Origin of the sequence: Enterococcus durans (assembly GCF_002277935.1) — a bacterium.
Classification (GTDB): domain Bacteria; phylum Bacillota; class Bacilli; order Lactobacillales; family Enterococcaceae; genus Enterococcus_B; species Enterococcus_B durans.
This window is the reverse complement of record NZ_CP022930.1, coordinates 2,141,088-2,167,820: the sequence shown is the minus strand read 5'-3', so window position 1 is coordinate 2,167,820 and position 26,733 is coordinate 2,141,088. Positions and strand designations below refer to the sequence as shown.

Genomic DNA, 26,733 nt, shown 5'->3' with positions numbered 1-26,733 from the left:
TTCTTACATTTCCTAGTCGACCATTTATAAATAACTCCAATTGGAATTGCATTTTTTCATCTGTTTTTTTCAAATAATAAAAATAGGATACATAAAAATCGTGTCCAAGAAAAAAACTCAAAAAAATAGAGATAGGCCTGATTGAACGTATCTCTTTATGTATCTTATTTATTCTTCTATTCCTCAAGACCTATGTCAAAAGTGTTGCTTTAAATCCTTCGCTCATTTTTTTTACTATTAAAAAAAAGATGCAATTTCTTTATGAACTCTTCTCCAAAATAGTTTGGTATACCAATCACGCTTACTTCTCCCAACTCATCAATATTTAATAAATTAGTTAAAATACAATCATAGCAATTCAAGCGGGAAAAAGTGATTGGATCATCTGGTAATAAAATATCTACTTTATACATATTTCTAAAGTGATATTCGATTTCTTCTTTTAACATGATCATATGTTCTTCCGGCGCATCTAGTAGCAATGCTGCTTTGATTTTCATGATCGTCTTACGAATCTCTACACGAAACTCATGCCATTGGGTCACTAATGTATAAATAGACTGGTAAAGAATATTATTTTTATCCTCAGCCGATAGGGATAGGTCAGAATAAATGTCGGCAAAATATTTTTGTAAGTCATTGGCGATTGCTTGCTTATCTCTCAATAATTCCAACACGAATTCTTCTTTCGTATTGTGTAAAATATAACTTGGACCAACTGTTAGAAAACTACTCCATAAAATTGCATGGATCAAAGCATCTTGGTTTCGGCATTCGATTTTCAGTTGCTGACAAATCCTACCAATCAATTGTTCAAGTCTAGTCTTTAAAGCAAACTGGCTCGTTCCTAACTCAAGACAGGTTTCAGTGACTTTAAAAGGAGCATAATAATGTTCAAAAATGTTATGCAGAACTTTTTCTGTCAATGAGATTCCAAAGACAACTTGCCACCGTTTATTCAATTCTTTGTCTTCAGTAATCATCGTATAATCGAAGAAATGTTGCTTTTGCTCTAAAAAATAGTCTGATTTACAACGATAGATCGCCACAAGTATTTTCATACGCATTTTATTCAATAAAAAATGATATTGATTGTTCGCAGCAATGATCGCCGTATTTGCTTTATAGAATTTTCGGATCACCTGATCAATCAATTGAAATTCTTTTTCTTTGAAAAAATGGTCTGGGGAAAGATATTTCTCATAAAATAGACTTGAAAGTAATTTACGGATATTCCTTTCGTCCCCAACAATTGTTAAATTAGTGGTGATTTTTATGCCATATTTTTCAAACCCTTTATTTAGTTTCATTTGCAATCGATTCAATTGTGTTTCAGAAATATACAGTCGATCACACACTTCTCCTTTCGTGATATGAGGATTAAAAAGAATCATTTCAAGTAGCTGACATTCAACACTCTTTTGTAAAAAGAGCGCATACAGATGTGTCTTAGAAATACACATTTCTTTATTTAAAAAAACGCCATGTTTAAAGGATGTCTCTATTGTTAATGGTTCAATAATCTCATTTAGCTGTTTGATATCTGTGCGGATCGTTTTCTCAACCCCGCCGATTTCCTTGACTATTTCAGAAACTGTCACCCACTCTTTGTTCCACAACAACTCTAATAAAGCGAGTTGTATCAAACTCTGCTTATTTAATACTTCCTCCATTTTCCCCTCCTGATAGAACTATTTGCCATTTTATTACTCCCCCATAATTCAATTTTAATTTACTAAACGAAAGATGTCTATAACTAGATTAAGATATAAACATAGTAATATTAAAAATCATTTTATAATTACACCAATGTGCACAATTATGTTTGAATAACAGTACTAAATTTATTAATAACAAATATAACTATTTCAAATTAGTTTCTATTCTAAAAAACTGAACAAAACCGTTTCAGCTACCGACCTTTCTGTCTCGACCTCTTCTCACTTCACGAACTAATACGCTTCGGCACCATTCACTTCAACTTTCTGTCTTATTGTCCAGTATTCTATAAAACTTTTTTAGAAAAAAACTTTACATCCACTAGTGTACTACGTATACTAGTACACGAGGGTACGGTATCAAATGGAAGGAGCAACGCCATGATTACGATTGATAAAAACAGCAGCAAACCCTATTACGAACAGTTGATGCTTAGCATTAAAGAAGCGATTCTCCAAGGTATTTTACAGCCCGGTGACAAGATCCCCTCAGTACGTGAAATGGCAAAACAACAGTTGATGAATCCTAACACAGTCAGTAAAGCGTACAAAGTTTTGGAAGCCGAGCAAGTTTTAATCACAATCAAAGGCAAAGGAACCTTTGTCAAAGATTTTGCAAAATTGCCGCGCGATGAACTTCGCATTGCACAGTTAAAAGACCAGATGAACGATCTGGTCATCGAAGCAACACATCTTAAAGTCACAGAACAAGAGCTCATTACTTGGATTGAACAAACTCAAGCAGCCTTAGGAGGTCCTGAACATGAAAGTCATGAAACTTTCCAAAATGATTGAAGGTAAACAAATTCTCAACGACGTTCATTTTGAACTTAAAGCAAACGAAATCGTCGGCTTGATTGGTCGTAATGGGTCTGGCAAAACCACTTTGTTTCGTACACTGACCGGTCAATATTTACCCGACAAAGGAGAGATCGAACTTGATGGTATCTCGCTGTTGACCGCAACACAGTCAAAATCAGAATTGTTTTACATTGATGAAGCAGAAAATTTTTTAGCACCCTACACGTTGAAAACGATCAATCAGTTTTACCGTACTGCCTATCCGAATTTTAACCAAGATTTATTTCTTACATTGACAGGCTCGCATCAGCTGCCCTTTCATGTGAATTATCATGGCTTGTCAAAAGGTATGCAGGGTTTGTTTAACATGATTTTAGCTATCAGCTCGAACGCGCGCTTTTTATTGCTTGATGAACCTTTTGATGGCTTGGACGTGATTGTACGCAAAGATGTCATCGGCTTATTATTAGAACATATCAGTGACAATCAGCGCACCGCATTGATTGCATCACACAATTTAAATGAACTTGAAAATTTAGCTGATCGCGTCTTGTTGTTGAAAAATCAAACCATCATTAAAGATTATCGTCTGGAAGAAATGCGAGAATCCGCAAAAAAAATCCAAATGGTTTTCAAAACAAAAAAAATCCCATCACTTGTCAAAGAACACTCAAGATTATTGACCATTCAAGGACGTGTCATAACTGCGATTTTTGAAGATTTTAATCAAGATTTGGCTAATAAGATCCAAACACTTCAACCAGTTTTATTTGAAGAGCTGCCCTTAAGTTTAGAAGATTTGTTCGAAGCCAACTTAAAAGAAAAAATGCCCCGCTAGAAAGGAAGAATCACATGGTAAAAAATATCTATCTCACGCGTTACAGTAAAATCTTGTTGCCATTGATTGGTTTGATATTGCTCATGTTTGCCTTCAATGCTTGGAGTAATGTTAAAAATTGGCATGATAACGAGCGCTATCTAACTACCGACAAAGAATTAAAAGCAGATTTTAACGCCTATCCGGAGCACTACACTTATTTGGATGAGAAAAAACAAGAACATATTCCCTACGCTTCATTTGAAAAATATATCGAACACCAACTGTATGTCTACCATAAAAATGATTTTTCAGACAAAATATCGCAAAAACCGACCCAAATCAAACTTATTTCAACCAATCGAGCAACTTAGCTACACTGTTCGCACTTTTTTTAGCCTCTTTTATTGGTTTTTGCTTATTTTTTGTCGATCTGAAAACCCATTTCACACGCTTTTTATTTAGCTTACCTGTCAGTCGGAAAGAATTATTCGCCAAAAAGCTGCTCTACCTTGCCTTACCATTTTTAGCAACGATTTTCGTTGGTCAACTCATCTATTTGGCTATTCTTCGTTTAGGAATCCCACAACCGTACTTAAATGCGAGTCTAGGAGATATGTTCGCCTCTGTTGTGAATAGTTTTTCGTTGATCATAGTGTTCTTTTGCCTAAGTGTCTTTGTTGGAGTAATGGTAGGTAATTTGGTGTTTGGTCCATTGACTTGGTTTGTCTTTTTGATTTTTTTATGTCAAATTCCAAGTGCCGTAGGTGGTCTATTGAGTATGATCCGCATGCTACACGCACACTTTTTACGTGATTTCGACTTCAACACTTTATTTATTTTTGAAATCGGCAAAACGACTGGACATTGGTATATGAGCCTGTTGTTTTTACTTATCAGTATTTCTTTCATCTACTGGGCATACCGCAAGTTTCAGGTCATCAGTTTGGAACATGAAAGCGAGTATCTTTTAACACCTGAATCCCGTTGGCAAATTTGGTTTTTCATGACCGTACTCACAAGTTTTGTCTTAGTGTTTGCCATAAAAAATCCTTGGTCTTATTATCTGAGCGGCTTGCAGTACAACTTTGAAGTGTCATTCATGAGTACGATGATGACAACACTTACTATAATTGTCATTTGTGGCGGGATTTGTTTTGTGGTCGTTTTCTTTTCTAGCATCAAGCGCTTTTTCCGCTCACTTAAAGCTCGAAGATTGGCGCGTTAGTATCCAAAATAACCCTTAAAGGAGGATGACGTGATGCAACAACAGCTTTCTTTACTCGACTCAATTTTGGACTTATTTGTTATCAGTCCACTCAGCATCTTGGGCTTGCTCGTTTTGCTCGTTTCCTTGCACTTCTCGTTGGTAAACGCCAGTTGGAAGCAAAAACTGCGCGTCAGCCTGGCATCATGTTGCCTGTATTTTTTTTGGGTGATTGCCTTAACAAATATCTTTGGTACCCCAAGTTTAGCGGAATTTTTCCGCTTGCATGATTTAGATGAGAAAATTTTCAATCCTAACATCGAATGGGGCTTTCTCGCAGATGGCTTTTCCCGCAGCTTTATTTTGAACATCCTCATTTTTATGCCTATGGGATTTTTAGCCCCTTGGATTAGCCCAGTTTTTCAAAAGCTGAAAAATACTTGTTTGTTGGTCTTTTGTGCTTCGCTTGCGATTGAACTCAGCCAACTGTTTACCTTGCATCGAGCAACTGATATCAATGATTTGCTCGCAAATACCTTTGGTGGCGTCTGTGGCTTTGCTTGTTATTGGTTATTGGCCAAGATTTTTACTACCAACAAGGAAAGTTCGCCTGCTAAACCACGCTATCTGCCAATCATGATTCTTATATTGGGCGGTCTGGTGACTTTCTTTTAAGATTCCAGAATTTCTAAGAAAAAGAATGAGCCAAACTTCATCATTCGCAATTCAGCGGACAGAAGTTTGACTCTTTTTTTGCAATCATTTTTTGATAAAGAGCACCATTTTGACTTAAAAATTCGCTGTCAAAATCAACTCGTTATGCAAGGACAGTACATTGCATAGACTCAACAAAAAGAAATCATAAGCATGTTCAAATCCTTAAAAACTCGAACAAATTCGTTTGAACTTGTTTCTCTAACTTTTCTTGAGAAACTTCCCTAATTTTACTGATCTGATGGAAATGGTCTTCAAGTAGCATTAAGTATTCCTTTGTAGGAGCAGGAGTTCCTAATGCCCATTCGATTGCCCCTAATCCGTCTGTTTCGACTAATAGACGATTGAAAGGGACTCCTTTTGCTAGTCGTTGCACTGCCTGATTTATTTTTAAATCGACACCGATCGTAAAATAGCAACCTGCTTCGATATATTCCTTTTGTAATTCCAGAGAAGAGTACCAATGAACAAGATAGCGATTCGGATATTCTTTGATGAACGTCAATATCTCTCTTTCACATCCTTTGGTATGCAAAACAACTGGTTTATCCGTTAATGCGGCATACGCTAGTTGTTTTCGGAATAATTTGACTTGGTGCGTTAAAGGAATATTGGTCCAAACACGATCAAGCCCTATTTCACCAATGATGGCTGCTTGTTGAAGATAAGGGTAGATTTCTTCAAAAGTATAGTCTTCTGTTTTCCAGGGATGGAGACCAAAACTTAGATATTGATGACGACCAACAGCTAATTGCTGATTCTTGTGCCATTCCTCGGGAGAATCACAATTGATGATCGTCAAGACATCATTTTCTTGTTGGAGTGTTGCAAGTTCTTGGTTTCCTTCCAAGTGGCAATGGGCATCACTAAGCAATCGAATCACCTCCCAATAACTGGTAGATTTCTTGTTTTAAAGCAGCTTGACCGATCAGCCATGCACGTGTTCTTTCCACCGAAGGAATCTTGATGGTGGTCAGAACTTTCGCCGGTCGTGGCGACAAGACAAAAATCTGATCTGAAAGATAGATTGCTTCCTCGATATCATGGGTGACTAAAATAGTCGTCCGTTTCATTTCTTCTGGAAGAGAAAGTAACCAATCTTGCATCTGTGAGCATGTCATCGCATCCAACGAGCCAAATGGTTCATCTAATAAAAGGTAGGGTGCCGGATTTAGCATTGTTCGCAATAGCGCTGTTCGTTGCTGCATCCCACCTGAAAGTTGCGGTGGCAAAAAATGCTGATAGTCTTTTAACCCAAAAAGTGCTAAATCATCTAATACTTGTTTTTTATCAATTGTCTTATGGTTGATTTTTTGATATAACGTCACATTTTGGTAGACACTTAGCCATGGCAATAGCATATTTTCTTGTGGCATATAACTAAATAGTGTATCCAACTTACTTGTTTCTTGACCATCTATCAGAATTTTGCCAGAGGAAGGTTCCAGAATTCCTGTCAACACTTTCAATAAAGTTGATTTTCCGGCACCACTTGGAGCAATGATCGACGTAAATGTATTTTTGGGGATGGACAGATCAATCTCTTTTAAAATTTCAAGTTGATTGATGGTTACGCTGAGGTGTTCAACTTCTATCGACATGCTTCCTTCTCCTATTCGATAAACTGATTCGTAAATAATTCTTTCGCAGATACTTTCTCTTTGATCAGACCATTTTCCTTCATAAAGTCAGTATAGTTATCCCATACTTTCGCATCCATCATTCCCCACTTAGCAGGATCATCCGTATAATTTTTCGATAAGAATTCTTGTGAAGCATCTAAAAAGGATTGTTCGTAGTCACTTGCGTAATTGTGTAAGATTTTTGCGCCTTCTTTAGGATTTTCCATCGCTTCTTGATAACCTTTTTTAGTAGCATCCATAAACGCTTGGACTGTATCAGGGTCCTCTTTGATCATCTGATCATTCGTGATGATCAGCGGAGTATAATAGTCTAACCGTTTATCCAATTCTCTTAAAGGCATATAATTCAAGTCGATCCCCAACTCTTTTGCTTTGATCATATCCCATCCTTCAAAGTACCATTGGATATCTGCTTCCTTCCCCAAGCTTTGAGGACCTTCACCATTGCTGCCAATGATCGTCAATTTAGAAAAATCTGCTCCCTCTTTGTTCATCGTGGCTTTCAGTACAGCTTCTTCGCTTGGACTTTGCCACCCTGCATACGTTTTTCCTTCAAAGTCTTTGGGTGAGTTGATTCCACTATTTTTTAGTGAAACAAATCCTGATGTGTTATGTTTGATAATCGTGCCGATCGCCTTAACGGGAATATTTTGACCATCCACATGTGCATACGTCACATCCTCTTGATAACTGACACCAAACTGAGCTTTGTTTGCGCCGACTAGACCGATGCTCGTTGAATCATCTCCTGGTTCGATGACCTTCACATCTAAGCCTGCATCTTTATAATACCCTTTTTCCTTTGCCAAATAGATACCGGTGTGATTTGTGTTCGGCACATAATCAAGTACTACTGTAACTTTCTTTAATCCTTTTTCTTCCGGTGCTGCTTTTGATCCTGTACTACAAGCTGTTAAAGCAAATAATAAAGGAATGAGTAACCAAATTTTTTTCATTTTTTTCTCCTTTTATGAATGATATAAGATATAGTAATATCCTTTTTTTAACAGTACAGTGAGCATATTTAACAATAGACTTAGGATGATCACACACAAAATAGCTGCAAAAACCTTATCGATTTGATAACTATTTTTTACACGAATCATATAATACCCTAGACCCGCTTGCGCACTTAGCCACTCTCCAACGATTGCGCCACTTACACAATAGGTCGCAGCTACTTTCAATCCCGAAAAGAAATCATTTGATCCTTGCGGAATCTTGATGATCCGATACAGCTGCCATTCATTCGCTCCCATTGTTTTAAAAAAGCTGATCTGTTCACTTGAAACTTTACTTAACCCATCGGCAAAAGCAACCACAATAGGAAAGTAGCTCATCAAAATAACTAAAATCACTTTAGGAAACAGCCCAAACCCGAACCATAACGCCAAAAGCGGTCCAAGGACCATGATCGGTAATGTTTGTGAGACGACTAAAAGTGGATACAAAGAATTTTTAAAAATTTGCCAGTGGTCCATAGCAATAGCCGTCACAAAAGAAAGTAAGGCCGCAATGACCAAACCGATGACGGCTTCTTCTAACGTTACGAGAGAATGATAAACGAGCGTAGCCCCATCTGCGAATAGTGCTGAGAGGACATTTAGCGGACTTGGTAAAATAAATGCAGGCGTGTGAAAAATCGTTACTAGTAGTTGCCAAAGGGCTAGTAAGAAAATAATGCTTACAACTGGATAAATTTTTTTCTTCATTTCTCCCCTCCTTTTCACATGTTTCAAGGGCACATCAAAAACGCCTGAAATCGGGCGCAACATAGAAAGCCCAACTTCAAGCGTTTACTACGTTTCTCCCTTCACCAGTGTTAACTGACAGGTTCGATGGGTCTAAGTTCACAACTTACTCTCATGTCGTCGACGACATCCCCAGAAACAATCTTTATTTTCGTTTAGTGTAACACAACTTATTTTTAGTAACAAGGTACTTTACTTCAGCAAATAGGAAAGATCACTAGCTAAAGTTGGATATCCGAGAATCCATTGATCTAGCTTTGCTTTTTTTACTTTTTGATTGATCAATAGAGTTAGATCATTGATCAAATCATCTGCTTGTTCGCTGATAACAGCAGCACCAACTAAAAAATCATTCGCATCATAGGTAAGTTGAGCCTTCGCTAGAGGTTCGTTTACTCGACGGTAGGTGAACCAATCTGTCATTGATACATCGGTCACTTGGTCTTTTTCAGTTGCCTGTTTTTTTGTTCGTCCGACCTGTGCCACCTTCGGACTGCTGTAAACGATCGTTGGGATTACCGGATAGTGGATAGGTGCTGTTTTCCCCGTTAAATAATCAGCAACATAAGTCCCTTCAAACGTCGCAACAGGCGTTAGTTTGGGTTCATTTTTTGCGATAATATCCCCACATGCAAAGATATTCGGATTACTCGTCTGTAAATACTCATTGACGACGATTCCTTGCTTCACTGTGTGTACACCTGCCTGCTCAAGTTGCAGATGTTCAATATTCGGTCTTCTACCAGTCGCAACGAAAATTGCATCTGCCTGTAACTCTTTGTCTTTTGAAACAAGACGATACGTAGATGCTTCTTGAATGACACGCTGTGACTCAAAGTCAAAAATGAAAGTGATCCCTGCCTTTTGCATTTGCTCAACTAAACTGTTGACCAACTCTTCTTCAAATCCTTTTAAAGGTTGCTGATTATGATGAACGATTGTTACTTTGCTTCCAGCAGCATGAGCAATCATTGCTAATTCAAATGCAATATAACCTGCACCGATAAAAATAATCTCTTTTGGCAATTTTTCCAACGCTAAAAAGTCCGTACTAGTTTGCAGAAATTCTTTTCCTTCAATAGGTAAAATAGCTGGTCGCTGCCCAGTCGCAAGGATATAATGCTCAGCCGTGATGGTTTCTTCTCCCACTTTGATCGTTAGTGAATCGATAAACTGAGCAGTACCAGATAAATGATCGATTTTTGCAGCCGCTAGTTCTTCTTGGCGATTTTTAGAAACAGGATCTGTGAATGTTCGTTTGAATGCTTGCAATTCTGCCCAATCAACAGGAGGTACATCCGAGAAACCTTTACCAATGAGTTGTTCGATTCTTTTTCTTGCTTCAACACCATTTAATAGAATTTTCTTCGGGTCACATCCTCTATTTGGGCAAGTTCCGCCCCAAAGGTTTTCTTCCACGACAAGCACCTGTTTTTCTGCCGCTTTCAACCCATACGCAGCACTTAACCCAGCAACTCCTGAACCGATGACGACCGCATCATACTTTTTCATTGTCTTCTTCCTTTCTACTTAGAAAAGCAAACATATCTCCTCTCGTGATTTCACCAGAAATACGTTCATTTTCCTGAATATTTACAGATTCATGGTCAACCAGCAATGCAAAAACTTCATTCAATGGTGTATTGAATTGAACCACAGGACGATCTTTTTCGCTGATTCCTTTTGTGTAATTCTTGGCCAAGAGGATCTCTTTTACAGTTTGTTCTTTTTGAGAAAGGGAATCATCAAAAAAGCTTCGCACAAACTCGTTCTTCGGATTGGTCAATAATTGTTCCGGTGTCTCGCATTGGATCAACTCTCCATCCTTCATTACCGCTATCCTTGTTCCTAGTTTGATTGCTTCATCCATATTATGCGTAACGAAGACGATCGTCGTTCCTAGATCCTGATGCAAAGACAATACCAGGTCCTGTAAAGAGGCCCGTGACAAAGGATCTAGCGCACTAAATGGCTCATCCATCAAAAGCACCTCTGGATTTGCTGCTAATGCTCGAATAATCCCGATTCTCTGTTGTTCTCCCCCTGATAGTTCCTGAGGCATCCTGTTTCTATAGCTAGTGGGATCAAGTCCAACTTTTTCTAACAAACGATCTGCCGTCTGTTCCCTTTTCGTTTTTTCCCAACCTAGCATTTCTGGAATGACTTCAATGTTTTGTTTGACCGTCATATTCGGGAACAGTGCAATTTGCTGCAGTACGTACCCCATATTCCATCTCATTTTTTGCAGATCATAGTCTTTCAATGCTTTCCCTTTGAAAGAGACTTCACCTGAAGTAGGCTGAGAAAGACCATTGATCATCTTCAATGAAGTCGTTTTTCCACTACCAGAAGGGCCCACTAGCACAAAGATTTCTCCTTCTTCGATGGCTAGATCTAATTCTTTAATTGCGTATTTGTCCCCATATTTTTTTTGGACTTTATTAAATTCAATCAGCTTGGTCATTTGCTTTCCTCCTTCAGTAGTCCCTCTTCTATCAAGAATGCATGAGCGACTTCTGCAGGTTGTTTTTTCTCCACGTTTACTTGGTAGTTCATGTCGATCATCTGTTCTTCAGTGATTTTGTTTGAAAGTTTCTCTAGTGCTTTAACGATCCTCGGATGTGTATCGGCAAATTCAGTTGTCATCAAAGGTGCCCCTTGATAAGCTGGAAACAGTCCTAGATCATCTTCTAAGGTGACTAACCCATATTGCTTCAATTCACTATCAGTCGAATAGCCATCCACGATGTTCACATCACCATTATTGATTGCTTGGTATCTTAGACTAGGTTCCATACTCTGTACACTTGGAAAATCCAATCCGTATGTTTCTTGAATGCCTTTATAACCATCTGATCGATCAATAAATTCTAGAGTAAATCCTGCTTTGATCTGATTTTCTATTTTCTTCAAGTCAGAAATCGTTTTTAGTCCATTTTCCTGTGCAAAGCTGGCTTTAACCGCTAGTGCATACGTATTCTGATAAGCCATCGGTTGCAACAAACGCATCTTGAATTGTTCATTCAATAAAGTGTTGGCTTGCTCATAGGTTTCTTCTTCATTTAATTTTTTATTTTTTAAACTGTCAGGAACCTTCACTAAACTTTCCAAAACAGTTCCTGTGAATTCAGGATAAATATCGATTTGTTGATTCTCCAAAGCACTGAACAAGAAACTTGTTTTACCAAAATTAGGTTTCAGTTCAACTTTAGTGTCTGTTTCTTCCTCAATCAATTCCTTATACATCTCGATCAATATATCTGGCTCCGCCCCAAGCTTACCAGCAATAGTGATCTTTTCTTCCTTGAATATCTCACTCTGAGCCAATGAAGCACCACCGATTCCTAACAGGATAACGATCAATGTAATCACTGTGTATCTAGGCTTTAAATGTTGCAGAAGTCGGATCAAACTACTAAAGACAATGGCTAGTAACGCTGAACTGATCGCACCAATCAACGTCAAGACAGGTGTATTACGGTCGATCCCTAATAAAATGAATGTTCCTAAACCACCAGCCCCGATCAAAGCTGCTAATGTAGCCGTACCAATGATCAACACTAAAGCTGTTCGAATACCTGAAATAATGACAGGAAGCGCAATAGGAAGTTCTACTTTGATCAGCCGCCTCATTCTAGACATACCAAATGCGCGAGCTGCCTCTTCAATTGACGGATCGATCTCACTCAGACCAATATACGTACTTTGAAAAATCGGTAATAGCGCATAGATGACCAAAGCGATCAATGCTGGCAAAGTACCGATTCCAACAAATGGAATCAACAACCCCAATAACGCCAGTGAGGGTATAGTTTGAAGAACACTTGTCGTTTGTAGTAGTACTTCAGCCATTTTTTTATGGTTGACTGACCAAATAGCAATTGGTATCGCGATCAAGATCGCAATCAACAACGCAATCAGTGATATGGATAGATGTTGAAAGGTAGCTGTCAGTAACTCACCTTTTCGCTCGTTGAGCGTTTGTATAAAATTATTCATAAGACCTTCCTTTCTAGCTATAATTCAAGTATAAACAACGAACAACAATTCCCCAACTAAATTGACCTCGTACAAAAACAGCATGGATAAATACTTTCTGCTTTCCTCAAACATTCTCATTTATGGGAAGAGAATCTGGTACAAAAAATATACATTGATCCGTACCTCTTCAAAATTTCTTCCGACTTCCTCATATTCTTTCTTTGAAGATAGTTGTTTGGAGAAAGGCAAAAAAATACACACCTTATGTTCTAAGACACAAAGTGCGCGATTATCGAATATAAATTAAAACAGCCAGTAAATATTGGACCTCGTGGGGGAGATTTTTTTTACTGGCTTGTTCAACGATTATTATACTGGAAAACCAACTATTTTTACTAAAAATGTAACAATCAGTTGTTTTGAGATCATAAACGTTGTACTTTTCCCCTTATTTCCTAAATAAAATAAAAATATTTTGTTAAATGATCAACTGTTGATCCTTCTCTTTTATTCCATATAAAGGTAATTTTTCTTTATCTTTTTGATAAAAGATTTCTTTCTCACGATTTTTCATCAAAAAAACCAATAGTTCTTTCATCGGAAGTTGTTTTTGTCCTTGGGTAAATAAAAAATTGCATTGCCCAGTTTCAGTTATTTCGACACCGGTCAAAGGATAGGATCGACTGTCGGCTGTTAATTCGATGCTTTCGTAAGTTTTTTTTGTAGGTGGATTTGACAAAACTGTCAACAAATCTGCAGCGCGCATCTTTTTCCCCTTTTCTGACTATTTTTTTATTTTTCCTATTGAAGAATAAGTATCTATCAGTATAATAAAGAAGTTGCTGAAAATTTTCAAAAGGAAAGAGGTTAGACATGAAAAAAAACAATTTATTGATTGATCTAGTTGGTATTACTCTGGGGGCTGCACTTTACAGCTTAGCCGTGACCGGGATCAATATCCCATCAAAGTTAGCAGATGGCGGCGTTACTGGTATCGCACTTTTATTAAATAATTTATTTGGCTTTGCTCCATCTATCACTTCCTTGTTGATCAATTTACCTTTATTACTTTTCTCATTGTTCATTTTTGGAAAGCAAGCATTTTTACGGACAATTGTTGGTACTTTTGCTTTGGTTTTCTTTTTGCGTACATGGGAAAGTCTTCATATACATTTTGCGGTGCAGAATCTTTTGGTGAATAGTCTGATGACTGGGCTCCTTTCTGGGATTGGTTGTGGGCTTGTTTTTCGCTTTGGTGGAAGTACTGGCGGAACAGACATCCTCTACCAAGCGTTTGAAAAATATTTTCAGATAAAAATCGGAAAAAGTTTATTTTTGATCACTTTTAGTATCTTAGTCGTTTCCTTGCTCTATTTGGACCTACGGCATTTCTTCTATACATTGATCAGCTGCTCGATCCTCTCATACACTTTGAACAAAGTGAAGTATCTGGAGATCCCACTTTCATTCAAATCTTTCAAGAGAACATCCTCTGAACCATTTGAAGGATTGGATTCTGCCGAACAATTTGACTGATTTTCAAAAAAAAAACGAGCAATACAAAAAACGTATTGTTCGTTTTTTTTTTTCAATTTCTCAAACTTAAACGACTTTTGTCTCGGCCTCTTTTATTTTTTGAAATAACTGTTTTCACCTAACGAATTCCCTTGGTCTTCGATCAATCCTTGTAAAGATCGTTCCAAAATACCGTGGCTACGCTCTTTTTTACTTTGTTCTGGCGTGCTCTTTTCTGCCTTATGGAAAAGTTTGACAGAAGGTTCATCTACTTTTTTTTCTTGATAAGGTACTTGTTCATTATCAAATAATAAATAAGAATCTTCCGTTTTTTTCATTGATTGGATCAATTCGCTATCCGGAATCGTCTGCTCTTTCGGTTCGGAAATAATCGACGCTGGCACATATTTTGGCACAAAATAAGAACGTTCTCTTCTCGTTCTATGCGTCTCCGTTGTCCTTTGCGTACGTCCTTCATTCGAAGATCTAGTCGTTGAAAATGACCGGTTTTGGGTCTTCGGTAACGTTTTTCCCACTTCTTTGTGTCCTGTGTAATCAGGCAGATGTTCTTTGTATTTTTCCAAATCTTCTTTGACGACAGTTGTTTTCTTGGAATGACCTACTTTGCGCCGTTTGCGTTGTTCTTTTTCACTATCCTCTGCAAAATGGAATTCTTGCATTGGTTCAAACATTGGTTGCTTTGTTATTTCTGTCAATAACTCATCATGTCCATCAAACAAGACACGTTTTTCTTTTTTCGGTAGCTTTACACCTGTTACATCATCGTAGGCGGGAAAACGAAAATGCTTTCGTCTAATTTCTTTCATTTAAACCATCCTTCTCATCAATGGAGCTTTTCTAAATAATAGCATAAATTTGGTGTTTTCAATAGTAACCTCGTCTAAAATCCACTACTTTCTCATTCAGCGAGTGGTTTCTCTTAATATCAACTCAGGGAAAAAGCGACGATATCCTTGACTCTCACCTTTTTCAGCGATTTTTTTCAGCAACATTTCACCACATACTTCTCCCATTCGAACAATGTCTTGCTTCACTGTAGTCAATTTCGGTGAACTGATTTGATCAAGAAATACACCATCAAAGCCAATCACGCCGAAATCATCTGGTATTCGCCCTTTTTCTTTGGTGATCCCTCTGACGATACCTAGGGCTAGTCGATCAGAACTACAGATGAAACAAGTTTTTTCTTGAAAATCCTGCCAATTTTCTGTCAAATAATTTTCAGCCATCGTTGAATGATTCGGAAACCGTAAAATCTTAGATGGAAGATCTTGATCCTTCATTATGGAAAGATAGCCCTTCTCTCTAGATAACTCAAAAGGCTCATCTTCATCGATACCAATATAAACGATCGTCTGATAACCGTTATCTAACGCATATTGTGTAGCTTTTGCCGTTCCATAATGGTTGTCACTATCTACATAGTCGTACCCAAAACGATTTTCGCCAAACAATACCACAGGCTTTTCCAAACGATCGATCCAATCAAAATCTTTCTCTCTAACACCAGTAATGATATAGCCGTCACAGGAACCCACATCGAAGGCATCGTTTGTCACTAATTGTAAAGAGTAATGGGCTTTTCCGATACATTTTGCGATTCCCATCAGCAAATTCATATAGTAAGGTTCGGTGGTATCGATCTCTTCCAAGATGAATAATTTGATTATTTGGGAACGATTTGAAACAAGTGCTTTAGCAGCTATATTCGGGCGATAATCTAGTTCTGCCATTGCAGAAAAAACCAACTCTTTCAATTCGTCTGTTACTTGTTCAGGATGATTGATCACTCTGGAAACAGTCATTTTGGAAACATTGGCCTTTTTGGCAACATCGGCTAAAGTCGGCATAAAAAACTCCTCTCCATGGTAAAAACGTTTTATTCATTAAGAATAGTATAGCAAATTTCCACCCGTAATTATGCAAAAAATCAAAAATACAGCAACTTAGATCAAACAAATAAACCGAAATCCATATCTAGACCAAGAAATGGCATTTCGATTTATTTGTGCTATTCTTTTATAGATAAAACTGTTGCATCCTCATTCTATTTTATCCATCATCTTAGCTAGAAAATCAGCAGCTTCTTCCATCAAAGGTACCTTCACCATATGTCGTTCGGTTATAGAAGAACGAAAAACGATTTTCTCACCAAAAGCTGTATCTCGGTTTTCATCAACGAATTCTTTCGTATGTGCAAATGGGATCTTTTCATCTTTTTCACCATGCCAAAAATACAATGGGCGTCCACCTAATTTTTCTGGATGTAAGGACAAGTCGTATTTTTCGACCCAAGAAATCAAATCAAAGTAATCTGCGGGCAATTTATAATGGTATTCATTTGCTCTTTTTTGGATTTCTTTTCCATATTGAATCGGTGCTGGTGACCCCATCAAACAGATACCGCCAACTAAACGTGGATGTCGAGTCAACAAGGCACAAGTGGTCATCCCGCCCATCGATACACCACCTACCGCTACCTTTTCGTGGAGTATTCCTCTTTTATCTAAATGTTCGATCAATGTACTAAATTCGAATAAATTCCCATAAATACTACTCCAAAAAGTATAGGATGGGACAGAAGACACTGGCTGTTTTCGTTCACCGTGGTTCATCGCATCCGGTAATAAAACACGAATGCCCTTCTTGGCAAATTTTCTTCCTTGTGTCAATACAAGTTCTTTACTGGTTTGCCAACCATGATAATAGATGACTATCGGAATCTTTTCATCTCTTAACTCTTCCAATACGACCTCTAGAAGTGGAATATTTTTTACTGTTCGTTTCAATATGAGTGGACTCAAGTGATTACTCCCCTATCTTCATAAGTGTCACATACCGAAATAATAGCCAGATACTAACTACAATTTGGAATAAACTGATTATACCAAATAAAATTAAAAATAAATTAAAAGATTTAGAAAATAAAAGAAGTGCACAAATTCCTGTCACACCTAATCCTAAAGAAAGAAGAGGATAAATCGAGAAATTCAAGAAACTTGCAATACTTCCGAAAATATTTCCGATAAATATGGTTGCAAACAAAAAAATGCTTAAAATCAATCCATCAGTCAACGATATTTGGAATAGTAGATCGTTTGTTTCGATCGGTTGTTGTATGGAATATACACCGAGATATACACAAGCGACAATACTAGCTATATGAGTTATACTGATTATTCGATTGATTGTTTTCATTTCTATCACCATCTTCCTGTACCTGTATTATATTTTTCTATAATTCTATTATAATCATTTTATCATTTTTTGTGCATTTTAAAACTCATTTTTTAATTTTTTCTATAATTTTTAGGATAATATGGACTTTAGAACGAACTGAAGGGAGATTATTATGGTCGATACACGTATGTTACTGATGATTTTTTTTATTAATTTTGCTTATATCACACTTAATACGCTACGCTTTATGTTAACAATGAAGGGGTACCGTCTGATTGCCCCGTTAGTCAGCATGGTCGAGATCACGATTTATATTCTCGGGTTATCTCTTGTGTTAGACCGTCTAGACAATCCTTTGAATCTGTTTGTCTATGCCCTAGGCTATGCTGTTGGGATCAGCGTTGGCATCTTGATCGAAGACAAGTTAGCACTAGGTTATATCATGGTCACTACGATCTTGCCAACTAGCAGTACAGTAGAACAACATCTGCCACTCATCTTGCGACAACACGGGTATGGCGTTACTCAAAGTTCTGCTATGGGTCTTGAAGGAGAACGTGTTGTACTAGAAATTCTTTCTCCTAGAAAAAATGAAAGAGAACTTTATCATTTGATAAAAGAAATCGAAGCACGAGCATTTATCATCTCTTATGAACCAAAATACATTTCTGGTGGATTCTGGACGAAAAAAGTACGTAAACGTCAATCACATTGAGCGTTTCTTTCAACGATCAAAAGAAATAAAATGAAATTAGTCTGTTCCTATTAGTCGTTTCTTTTCATTTTGATTAAAACCCATCGACATATACTCATCATTTTGTTATTATATTCATATCAATCTATTTTCAGGAGAACTTATGAATATAAAAAAAAGAACCACCAGATTTTTACTGACAGGCTCTACTTTTGTTTTATTAACTACTATCCTATTTTTAAGCTACGCTTGTTTGAAGACGTCTAGCACTCCCTGCAATGCGTTTGGTTGGTTATTATCGAACCACTCTGAGCTTACTCAGATAGAAGAATTCCCTTATCTATTGATTCTTTCATCGCTGTGCGGTTTTTTGTTTTCTGTTTACTTTCAAGCTTATGTATTTTACCAATTGCCAGGGACGATGAATGAGGCTGCCGGAGTTTTCACTGCATTGAAAGTTCTTTCTTTGATCAGTGTTTTCTTTTATTCGTTTGATCAGTCCTCATTATTCTTTTTTATAATCAATGGATTAGTCGTCATCTTATCTATTTTCACCTATTTTATTTTCTCATTGGTTTTTAAAAAGTTAAAGTTACCGCGTTATATCCAGTTCATCCCACTTTTTTGTTTTGGTTATAGCATGTTTTCTTTCTTTATTTTAGCGTTAGCACCAACCTTTGACCCAGAAAATATTCAAATCACCGGCAACTTTTTAGATTTGTTATTCATGTTGAGTCTTGGGTGGATGATGTGGAAAGTGAAAAAAGAGGCGGAAACAGAAGTCATCAACTCCGAGAAATAAGAAGGAGTTGCTTCTGCTTCAGCCTTTTTTATTTAGAGCGTGGAACAAAAGTAAGAAACACTTTTGTCTCGACCTCTTTTATCGTTTTTCTAAAATGTAAGAGTAGTCAGTCAAAGATAATTTTGCAATCAAAGATTCATATACTTTTCTTTTTATATATGCCCGTTCTGCTGGAACGATCTTGGTGTCCAAAACAGGGAAAACGATTTTTTCTTCACTTGGATGAAAGATTGGTAATCGTATTTCTTCGATTTCATTTGTTTCTATAGTAGCCGATAAAACAAGTGCATCAAAAAAGATGCTTGGTCGGCGTTTTTTGTATTTTTGTTTTTGGATTCGTTCTAAGTTGACCTCGATCTGGTCGAAGAAATAGGATTCGTTCACATCACCGATAGTATGTGCTAAGTCCGTAAAATTCTTTGGCATTGGTAGTTGTTCTTTCTGAATGTAGAAATAATTTGCCAAGGTGACTGGTAGTTCCTTCTCATGGTTCACTGAAATAAACTGATACTCTTCATTTCCAGCACTTACTTTGTTGACAAGAAGAATATCCGCAGTTGTTCCATAAAAATAATCTTCTTCACCTTCAAAACAATAACGCCAAACCTCTTCCCCCATAGCTAATTGCTGTTCTTCTTGTGATAATTCCCGCAGTTGTGGCAGGAGTTCTTTTGTGATGTTTTGACTTTCAGTAAGGTCTTTTTCATTGTTGAAGATTGGAAAATTCAACATGTATCGTCTATTTTCACGGAGCACCAATTTTTCTTCGATCAATTGATCTAAAAAATGTTCGAATTTTTTCTGAGGAAATTTTGTTTTTAGTTCTCTTAAAATAATTTCGTGCTGTTGATTTTCATACATATATGCCACAAATTCCGAAAAAATCGGTTGCTCGATTATTTTTCCTAGCTTTTTTTTCTTGCTATTTGAATAGAAATAGTTCATTTAGTTCCCTTCTTCGTTGTTTTCTCATTGAATAAAAAAGGCGGGAGAATCGTCGCGTTGACTTTCATCCCACCTTTTCACTGGCCACTATTTGATCATTTTTTAGTTAAATGCCGCTGTCAATTGAGGGACAACTTGTTTCTTACGAGAAACAACGCCTTTCAATAGTGCCCGATTATTTGTTAATTTTGTTTGGAAAGCTTCTTCGACTTTATCGATTGCATTTCCTGCTACCAATAATTCAGAATCGCTATCTAAAATATTTGTAACAACTAGTACAAACAAATCATATCCATTCTTAGCCATCTCTTCAGCCATCGCTTGTTCAAGCTCTGCTTGGCGATCCATGACTTCGTTTAGGTCAACGGTATTGATTTGAGCGATCCGCACATTTGCTTCACCCATTGGGAAGCTTTTTGCATCTAAGTCTAGAAGGACTGCTGCTGTTTTATCGCTTAAGTTCGTACCAGCTTTTAGCATATCTAATCCATAAGCTTCTAACTCAACTTCGGCTAATTCAGCAAGTTCTTTCGCTGCTGCTACATCTTCTGGTGTGCAAGTTGGTGATTTGAACAACAGTGTATCTGAAATGATTGCAGACAACATGATCCCAGCGATCTCTTTCGGAATAGCCACTTGATTTTCTTTGTACATCTTCAATACGATCGTACTTGTACATCCGACTGGTTCTGCACGATAGTAAAGTGGGTTCGCTGTTTCAAAATTAGCGATACGATGATGATCGACAACTGACAAGATCTCAACATCGGCAATATCAGAAATACTTTGTTGGAATTCGTTATGATCGACAAGCATCACTTGTGCAGCTTCGTCTTTCGCAGAAGCTACGACACGAGGGGCAGCAAGTTTGAAATAATCTAATGCATATTGTGTTTCTTCACTAGGTTCTCCTAAAGCCACAGCTTCAGTGTCCTTACCTAATTGATTTTGCAAATGTGAGAAAGCAATCGCTGCTCCAATTGCATCTGTATCCGGATTTTGGTGTCCAAAAACTAAAATTTTTGACATTTTTTTCGCTCCTTTGTGATTTCTCCTATTTAATAATAGCAAAAAACGGAAAAGAAGCAATACTTATCTTCTTTTCCGTCCCTCGCTATTTTGTAAGATATCCTTTGTATTCTTCGGTATGAAGCAAGCGCTTGGCGTTTTCAACACGCTCTTTTGTTGGTGGTTCGATACCTTCTAAAGGATATTTCAAGCCAAGTGTTTCCCATTTATATTTTCCCATCGTGTGATAAGGAAGGATCTCTACTTTCGCTACATTCGTCAATGTTTTGATAAATGCATCTAAGCGGATCAAATATTCATCATAGTCACTTCGCTCTGGGACCAACACGTGTCTGATCCAGACTGATTTGCCGGTTTCAGAGAGATATTGAGCCATGTCCAGAATATTTTCATTGCCCCAATGCGTTAATTTTTTGTGTTCTTCATTATCGATATGTTTGATATCAAACAGTAATAAATCAGTATATTTCATCAACTCTTGGAAACGAGAAAAGAAAGGTTCATCACGTGTAAAAGGTTTACCACATGTATCTAGTGTGGTGTGTATGCCGCGTTTTTTTGCTTTTTGAAATAGTTCGATCAAGAAATCGATCTGTAACAACGGCTCTCCTCCACTAACGGTGATACCGCCTTCTGAGCCCCAATAAGAACGATAACGTTCAGCTTGATCTAAAATCTCATCTGCCGTATATTCTTTTCCTCCGCCGATATTCCACGTATCAGGATTGTGGCAAAACTCGCAGCGCATGCGACAGCCTTGCATAAAAACGACAAATCTAACTCCAGGGCCATCTACTGAACCAAACGTTTCAATCGAATGGACATAGCCAATTGTTTTTTCTACCATAGGGATCACTTCTTTTCTTTGATTTCATTTTATAAAAATATTCTTCTGAGCAAAGCTAAAAGATGAGGGCAAGGACAATGAGTCGTCCTGCCCTCAAGTTGATTACATTCTGTCGTGTGATGTTCTCATCAAGACGTCTAGTTGTTGTTCTCTTGTCAAATCACGGAACTTAACAGCATAGCCAGATACACGAATTGTTAAGTTAGGGTATTTCATTGGATTTTCCATCGCATCGCGCAATAAATCATTACTGAATACATTCACGTTCAAATGGTAAGCTCCTTTAGAGAAGTAACCATCTAATACATTACGTAGATTACCGATTCTTGTATCTTCATCTTTACCAAGTCCAGTTGGGTTGATCGTTTGTGTATTTGAGATACCATCACGAGCATATGCATAATTGATTTTAGCTGTTGAGTTCAAGCTTGCTAATAATCCATTTTGTTCTGCATTATAACTTGGGTTTGCTCCTGGTGCAAGAGGTTTTCCAGCTTCACGACCATCCGGAGTATTCCCTGTATTTTTACCGTACACTACATTTGAAGTAATAGTTAACAATGATGTTGTTGGTGTAGAGTTGCGGTAAGTTTTATGACGTTTGATCTGTGTCATGAAGTATTCTAAGATCCATTCTGCTAATTTATCTGCATTATCATCGTCATTACCATATTTAGGGAAGTCGCCTTCTACTTCAAAGTCTACAGCGATTCCTTTTTCATTACGGATTGGTTTTACTTTTGCATATTTGATTGCAGCCAAGCTGTCAGCAGCATGTGAGATACCAGCGATACCTGTTGCAAACGTACGTTTCAATTCTGAATCCATCAATGCAAGTTGTGCTGCTTCATAAGAATATTTATCATGCATGTAGTGGATGATGTTCAATGTATTGACATATAATTCAGCCAACCAATCCATCACATTCATGAAGTTATGTTTTACTTCTTCAAAGTCTAATGTTTCAGAAGAAATCGGACGATATTCTGGTCCAACTTGTGCGCCTGTAACTTCATCTACACCACCATTGATAGCATATAATAAAGCTTTCGCTAAGTTTGCACGGGCACCGAAGAACTGCATGTCTTTACCGACAACTGTTGCAGATACACAACATGCGATCGCGCAGTCATCTGAACCCCATTGTTCACGTAATAGATTATCATTTTCAAATTGGATCGAAGAACTTTCGATAGCGATCTTGCTTGCATAAGTTCTAAATCCTTCTGGAAGATGTTCTGAATACAAAACAGTTAAGTTTGGTTCTGGAGAAGGTCCCATGTTTGTCAATGTATGCAATAGGCGGAAATCATTCTTCGTTACTAATGAACGGCCATCTAAGCCCATACCTGCAATGGAAAGTGTTGCCCAGATTGGGAAACCTGAGAATAATTGGTTATATTCTGGCGTACGAGCAAATTTTACCATACGAAGTTTCATCACTAAATGGTCGATCAATTCTTGTGCTTCTTGTTCAGTGATCACACCATTGTCTAAGTCACGTTGGATGTAGATATCTAAGAAAGCAGAAACACGACCGATAGACATCGCAGCACCATTTTGTGATTTGATTGCAGCTAGATAACCAAAGTACAACCATTGTACAGCTTCTTTTGCATTTGCTGCTGGTTTTGAAATATCATAGCCATATTTAGCAGCCATTTCTTTCATTTGAGCTAATGCACGATATTGTTCTGTGATTTCTTCACGAAGACGAATCACGTCTTCACTCATTGTATGGTAACCAGTCATATCATGATCTTTTTTCTTTTGTTCCATCAAATAGTCGATTCCATATAAAGCGATACGACGGTAGTCACCAATGATACGTCCGCGGCCGTAAGCATCTGGTAAACCAGTGATGATCTTGTTTTTACGTGCAGCACGCATTTCAGCAGTGTACGCATCGAAAACACCTTGGTTATGTGTTTTTCTCCAATCAGTAAAGATATGTGTCAATTCATCATTTGGTGTATAGCCATTACTTTTTAGTGCATTGTTTGCCATGTTGATTCCACCAAAAGGCATGAATGCTTGTTTCAATGGTTTGTCAGTTTGTAAACCAACAACTTTTTCTAAGTCTTTATCCAAGTAGCCAGCGTCATGTGAAGTGATCGTTGATACGATTTCTGTATCCATATCGTAAACACCGTTACGTTCGAATTGGATATCATTTAATTTTTGTAGTTCTGCCCATAATTTTTCTGTTGCTTCTGTTGGTTTTTCTAAGAAGCTGTCATCCCCACGGTATTCCGTGTAGTTATTTTGAATAAAATCGCGTGTATCCACGCCTTCTTTCCATTTCGTTCCTTTAAATCCATTCCATTGCTCCATTGTATGGACCTCCTATTTTCTGTTTAATGTAACAGTTTTTACGTGATTAGTATAACACAGAAGCAGACCTTTGCAAGGGTTTTCTTGTTTTTTATTTAACAAAATAAAAGCTTTTTAGTATAGACATTGGACCAACGTTGATTTACCAGTGTTTAGCCATTGTGAACACTTTCATATTTTTGAACAATATCTATTAATATTTTATTAACAAACGTGAAATAAGAGGGTTATCTGTATTAGTACAGATAACCCTCTTATCAAAAAATACCATAACAGTTTACTCGTCAATCGAAATCTCTGGTGAATCAATTACTTTGATGACTTCGCCACCGCTTTTTTCATCCATTGCAAAGGAACCATTGGATGTTCTGTCACCAATCGGATAGTCCGTTGGATCAATGACTAGCTCTTGTCCTTTTTGGTTGATCACTGTCATCTCTTTCGATTTGCCTTCCGACATGTAAATGATACGATGCGGATTTTTCTTTAATTCACGCAAAACTGTGACACCACGCTTCGCACGCGAGGTTTGACTGATTTCTTGTGCTAACATTCGTTTAACGGCTCCACGCTGAGTAACGATCACGATCGGTGTATCTCCTTCAGCAATCACTAAGAGTCCATTGACCACAGTATCTTCTTCTTTAAGATTGATCGATTTGACACCAGCTGCTTTTGTCCCAACTACTGGCACTTCTTGGAGCGGATAACGTAGTCCCATGCCCTGATGTGTGACTAAAAAGACATCTAAGGCTGTCTGACCGTCTTCAAGGTAAACGGCGACTAATTCATCGTCTTCGCTCTTCAGCTTCATCCCGCTAAGCGGACGGCTCTTGTACGTACGCCATGGTTCGAATTCTGTCATTCTCGTTTGTTTGATCCATCCTTGTTTACTGATGAACACAAATGTTTTCTCCGGATCGATTTTTTTGTAAGGAAAGACTGCCAAAATCGACTCATCTACAGAAAGATTTAAAATCGTTTGCGAGATATGTTCCCCTGCATCCTTCCATTTCAAATCAGGCAACTCATGGACCGGACGATAAATGACATTAGCTTTGTTCGTGACGAGGAGAAGATGATCCAATGTATTCAGTTCTCCGGAATATAGCAAGTAATCGCCCTCTCTCATCCCGATTTCTTCAGGTTTAGAGGCGCTATATGAACGTAGACTAGTTCGTTTCACGTAGCCTTCTCTGGTCACACTGACAACAACGTCTTCTTGTGCCACCAATACTTTGGTATCGATTTTGATTTCTTCGATTTCATCTTCGATCTTCGTCATACGAGCATTCGCGTACTTTTTCTTGACTTCGCTAAGTTCTTTTTTCATCACAGAGAATAGTTCTTTGTCATCAGACAAGATCTTATTCAATTCAGTGATTTGAGCAATCAGGCTTTCTGACTCTGCACGTAACTCCGTGATATCTGTATTCGTTAAACGATACAATTGCAGTGTCACGATTGCTTCTGCCTGTTCTTCAGTAAATTGGAAAACATCCACTAAATTTTTCTTTGCATCTTTTTTATCTTTACTTTCACGGATCGTCGCAATCACTTCATCAAGGATCGATAAAGCTTTCATCAATCCTTCAACGATGTGCTGACGTTTTTGCGCCTTTTCCAAATCAAATTGACTACGCTTCGTGATCACCTGTTTTCGATGGTCGATATAACTACTCAAGATATCTTCCAAGCCAACTTGATGAGGTGTCATATGATCGATAGCGACCATATTGAAATTGTAGTTGATTTGCAGTTCTGTATTTTTGAATAAATAATTTAAGATTCCAGGTGCATTTGCATCTTTTTTTAGTTCCACGACGATTTGTAACCCTGTTCGGTCACTTTCATCCCGTACCTCAGCGATTCCATCGATTTTTTTATTCAAACGGATCTCATCCATTTTCTTGACAAGCGTTGCTTTATTTACTTCATATGGGATCTCAGAGATCACGATTTGTTGTTTGTTCCCTTTGATGGCCTCGATTTTTGTCTTTGAACGAAGTATGACCTTGCCCCGTCCTGTTTCATAGGCTTTTTTGATTTCATCTTTCCCTTGTAAGATTCCGCCAGTTGGGAAATCTGGTCCTGGGATAAATTCCATCAACTTGTCTAAACTGGCTTTTGGATGGTCGATCATGTAGATCGTTCCATCGATCACTTCCGCTAAGTTATGTGTGGGGATCTCTGTTGCATACCCTGCTGAAATCCCTGTCGATCCATTGACCAGCAGATTAGGGTATCTGGCTGGTAAAACAGTAGGTTCTTTTTCTGTATCATCAAAGTTCCAGACAAGATCCACTGTGTTTTTTTCGATGTCTGCCAACATTTCACCACTCAACTGTGATAATCGGGCTTCTGTATAACGCATGGCAGCTGGTGGATCTCCATCCATACTCCCATTGTTTCCGTGCATCTCGATCAAGACTTCTCTTAGTTTCCAATCTTGACTCATACGAACCATTGCTTCATAGATACTGCTATCTCCATGAGGGTGATAGTTCCCCATGATGTTCCCAACAGATTTAGCAGATTTTCTAAAGCCTTTATCAAAAGTATTACCATCTTTATTCATGGCAAATAAAATCCGTCTTTGAACGGGTTTCAATCCATCACGAATATCAGGCAACGCTCTTTCTTGGATAATATATTTTGAGTAACGTCCAAAGCGGTCACCCATTACTTCTTCTAGCGTTAGCTCTTGTACTTCTTGACGATTTTCCATCAGGTG

26 protein-coding genes and 1 riboswitch are annotated in these 26,733 nt (G+C 37.7%); of the genes, 8 read left to right on the top strand and 18 right to left on the bottom strand.

The genetic code is table 11. The features are described from left to right. Nucleotides 1-209: 209 nt before the first annotated feature. Complete coding sequence (locus CJZ72_RS10355) at nt 210-1,673, bottom strand: helix-turn-helix domain-containing protein (protein WP_095443812.1); 1,464 nt, start codon at nt 1,671-1,673, stop codon at nt 210-212. Between the two features lie 426 nt (nt 1,674-2,099). Between CJZ72_RS10355 and CJZ72_RS10350 the strand changes: the two genes are divergently transcribed. The 5 genes from CJZ72_RS10350 to CJZ72_RS10330 all read left to right on the top strand — a co-directional run bounded on the left by CJZ72_RS10350 (nt 2,100) and on the right by CJZ72_RS10330 (nt 5,218). Further along, nucleotides 2,100-2,513, top strand: coding sequence for a GntR family transcriptional regulator (locus tag CJZ72_RS10350; protein WP_005877124.1), 414 nt, complete (start codon nt 2,100-2,102; stop codon nt 2,511-2,513). Further along, on the top strand, nt 2,482-3,357 hold the full coding sequence (locus tag CJZ72_RS10345; protein WP_179135121.1) for an ATP-binding cassette domain-containing protein: 876 nt from the start codon (nt 2,482-2,484) through the stop codon (nt 3,355-3,357). The genes CJZ72_RS10350 and CJZ72_RS10345 overlap by 32 nt, the downstream gene beginning before the upstream one ends. Before the next feature lie 14 nt (nt 3,358-3,371). Continuing rightward, nucleotides 3,372-3,710, top strand: coding sequence for a hypothetical protein (locus CJZ72_RS14775; RefSeq protein ID WP_232509729.1), 339 nt, complete (start codon nt 3,372-3,374; stop codon nt 3,708-3,710). Nucleotides 3,711-4,024: 314 nt separating this feature from the next. After that, nucleotides 4,025-4,564: a hypothetical protein gene (locus CJZ72_RS10335; protein WP_332459840.1), complete on the top strand. Its 540-nt coding sequence runs from the start codon at nt 4,025-4,027 to the stop codon at nt 4,562-4,564. Nucleotides 4,565-4,597: 33 nt separating this feature from the next. Next, nucleotides 4,598-5,218, top strand: a complete 621-nt coding sequence (locus CJZ72_RS10330) for a VanZ family protein (protein WP_095443811.1) — start codon at nt 4,598-4,600, stop codon at nt 5,216-5,218. A gap of 196 nt (nt 5,219-5,414) precedes the next feature. On the opposite strand, the gene CJZ72_RS10325 is transcribed toward CJZ72_RS10330, so the two are convergent. From CJZ72_RS10325 to CJZ72_RS10290, 8 genes are all read right to left on the bottom strand, one after another. Further along, nucleotides 5,415-6,131 carry a TatD family hydrolase gene (locus tag CJZ72_RS10325; RefSeq protein WP_081133409.1) on the bottom strand — a complete coding sequence of 239 codons (717 nt, stop codon included), beginning with the start codon at nt 6,129-6,131 and terminating at the stop codon, nt 5,415-5,417. After that, on the bottom strand, nt 6,124-6,858 hold the full coding sequence (locus CJZ72_RS10320) for an ABC transporter ATP-binding protein (RefSeq protein ID WP_095443810.1): 735 nt from the start codon (nt 6,856-6,858) through the stop codon (nt 6,124-6,126). The genes CJZ72_RS10325 and CJZ72_RS10320 overlap by 8 nt, the downstream gene beginning before the upstream one ends. An 11-nt stretch (nt 6,859-6,869) precedes the next feature. Further along, nucleotides 6,870-7,856: an ABC transporter substrate-binding protein gene (locus CJZ72_RS10315; protein WP_081133407.1), complete on the bottom strand. Its 987-nt coding sequence runs from the start codon at nt 7,854-7,856 to the stop codon at nt 6,870-6,872. Nucleotides 7,857-7,868: 12 nt separating this feature from the next. Further along, on the bottom strand, nt 7,869-8,612 hold the full coding sequence (locus CJZ72_RS10310) for an ABC transporter permease (RefSeq protein ID WP_081133406.1): 744 nt from the start codon (nt 8,610-8,612) through the stop codon (nt 7,869-7,871). Nucleotides 8,613-8,691: 79 nt separating this feature from the next. Then, nucleotides 8,692-8,796, bottom strand: a riboswitch (TPP riboswitch). Nucleotides 8,797-8,843: 47 nt separating this feature from the next. Continuing rightward, complete coding sequence (locus CJZ72_RS10305; RefSeq protein WP_081133405.1) at nt 8,844-10,163, bottom strand: dihydrolipoyl dehydrogenase family protein; 1,320 nt, start codon at nt 10,161-10,163, stop codon at nt 8,844-8,846. Next, complete coding sequence (locus CJZ72_RS10300) at nt 10,150-11,115, bottom strand: ABC transporter ATP-binding protein (protein ID WP_081133404.1); 966 nt, start codon at nt 11,113-11,115, stop codon at nt 10,150-10,152. Before CJZ72_RS10300 ends, CJZ72_RS10305 begins: the two co-directional genes overlap by 14 nt. Beyond that, a complete protein-coding gene (locus CJZ72_RS10295) occupies nt 11,112-12,650 on the bottom strand; it encodes an ABC transporter permease/substrate-binding protein (RefSeq protein WP_081133403.1) in 1,539 nt (512 codons plus the stop codon). Before CJZ72_RS10295 ends, CJZ72_RS10300 begins: the two co-directional genes overlap by 4 nt. A gap of 460 nt (nt 12,651-13,110) precedes the next feature. Then, a complete protein-coding gene (locus CJZ72_RS10290) occupies nt 13,111-13,398 on the bottom strand; it encodes a hypothetical protein (RefSeq protein ID WP_081134382.1) in 288 nt (95 codons plus the stop codon). A 107-nt stretch (nt 13,399-13,505) separates the two neighbouring features. On the opposite strand from CJZ72_RS10290, the gene CJZ72_RS10285 reads away from it, so the two are divergent. Continuing rightward, nucleotides 13,506-14,168: a YitT family protein gene (locus tag CJZ72_RS10285; protein ID WP_005879433.1), complete on the top strand. Its 663-nt coding sequence runs from the start codon at nt 13,506-13,508 to the stop codon at nt 14,166-14,168. 92 nt (nt 14,169-14,260) lie between these two features. On the opposite strand, the gene CJZ72_RS10280 is transcribed toward CJZ72_RS10285, so the two are convergent. The 4 genes from CJZ72_RS10280 to CJZ72_RS14770 all read right to left on the bottom strand — a co-directional run bounded on the left by CJZ72_RS10280 (nt 14,261) and on the right by CJZ72_RS14770 (nt 17,366). Beyond that, nucleotides 14,261-14,974, bottom strand: coding sequence for a hypothetical protein (locus CJZ72_RS10280; protein WP_095443809.1), 714 nt, complete (start codon nt 14,972-14,974; stop codon nt 14,261-14,263). A 96-nt stretch (nt 14,975-15,070) separates the two neighbouring features. Beyond that, nucleotides 15,071-16,018, bottom strand: coding sequence for a LacI family DNA-binding transcriptional regulator (locus tag CJZ72_RS10275; protein ID WP_005878189.1), 948 nt, complete (start codon nt 16,016-16,018; stop codon nt 15,071-15,073). Between the two features lie 192 nt (nt 16,019-16,210). After that, nucleotides 16,211-16,972: an alpha/beta fold hydrolase gene (locus CJZ72_RS10270; RefSeq protein ID WP_081134383.1), complete on the bottom strand. Its 762-nt coding sequence runs from the start codon at nt 16,970-16,972 to the stop codon at nt 16,211-16,213. Nucleotides 16,973-16,976: 4 nt separating this feature from the next. Further along, complete coding sequence (locus CJZ72_RS14770; protein ID WP_025481341.1) at nt 16,977-17,366, bottom strand: hypothetical protein; 390 nt, start codon at nt 17,364-17,366, stop codon at nt 16,977-16,979. 154 nt (nt 17,367-17,520) lie between these two features. Between CJZ72_RS14770 and CJZ72_RS10260 the strand changes: the two genes are divergently transcribed. Both CJZ72_RS10260 and CJZ72_RS10255 read left to right on the top strand, forming a co-directional pair. Then, nucleotides 17,521-18,063 (top strand): DUF2179 domain-containing protein, encoded by a 543-nt coding sequence (locus CJZ72_RS10260; protein WP_005878182.1) that lies wholly within the window; start codon nt 17,521-17,523, stop codon nt 18,061-18,063. A gap of 142 nt (nt 18,064-18,205) precedes the next feature. Beyond that, a complete protein-coding gene (locus tag CJZ72_RS10255) occupies nt 18,206-18,844 on the top strand; it encodes a hypothetical protein (RefSeq protein WP_171024599.1) in 639 nt (212 codons plus the stop codon). Between the two features lie 78 nt (nt 18,845-18,922). On the opposite strand, the gene CJZ72_RS10250 is transcribed toward CJZ72_RS10255, so the two are convergent. The 5 genes from CJZ72_RS10250 to parC all read right to left on the bottom strand — a co-directional run bounded on the left by CJZ72_RS10250 (nt 18,923) and on the right by parC (nt 26,727). Next, on the bottom strand, nt 18,923-19,789 hold the full coding sequence (locus tag CJZ72_RS10250; protein ID WP_095443808.1) for a DUF1803 domain-containing protein: 867 nt from the start codon (nt 19,787-19,789) through the stop codon (nt 18,923-18,925). Between the two features lie 102 nt (nt 19,790-19,891). Further along, the gene (locus CJZ72_RS10245) at nt 19,892-20,818 is read right to left on the bottom strand and encodes a manganese-dependent inorganic pyrophosphatase (protein WP_081134385.1); all 927 of its coding nucleotides are present in this window, start codon (nt 20,816-20,818) and stop codon (nt 19,892-19,894) included. Nucleotides 20,819-20,903: 85 nt separating this feature from the next. Further along, complete coding sequence (gene pflA / locus CJZ72_RS10240) at nt 20,904-21,665, bottom strand: pyruvate formate-lyase-activating protein (protein WP_081134386.1); 762 nt, start codon at nt 21,663-21,665, stop codon at nt 20,904-20,906. A gap of 102 nt (nt 21,666-21,767) precedes the next feature. After that, on the bottom strand, nt 21,768-23,999 hold the full coding sequence (pflB, locus tag CJZ72_RS10235; RefSeq protein ID WP_005878172.1) for a formate C-acetyltransferase: 2,232 nt from the start codon (nt 23,997-23,999) through the stop codon (nt 21,768-21,770). 277 nt (nt 24,000-24,276) lie between these two features. After that, nucleotides 24,277-26,727: a DNA topoisomerase IV subunit A gene (parC, locus tag CJZ72_RS10230; RefSeq protein WP_081134387.1), complete on the bottom strand. Its 2,451-nt coding sequence runs from the start codon at nt 26,725-26,727 to the stop codon at nt 24,277-24,279. Nucleotides 26,728-26,733: the final 6 nt, after the last annotated feature.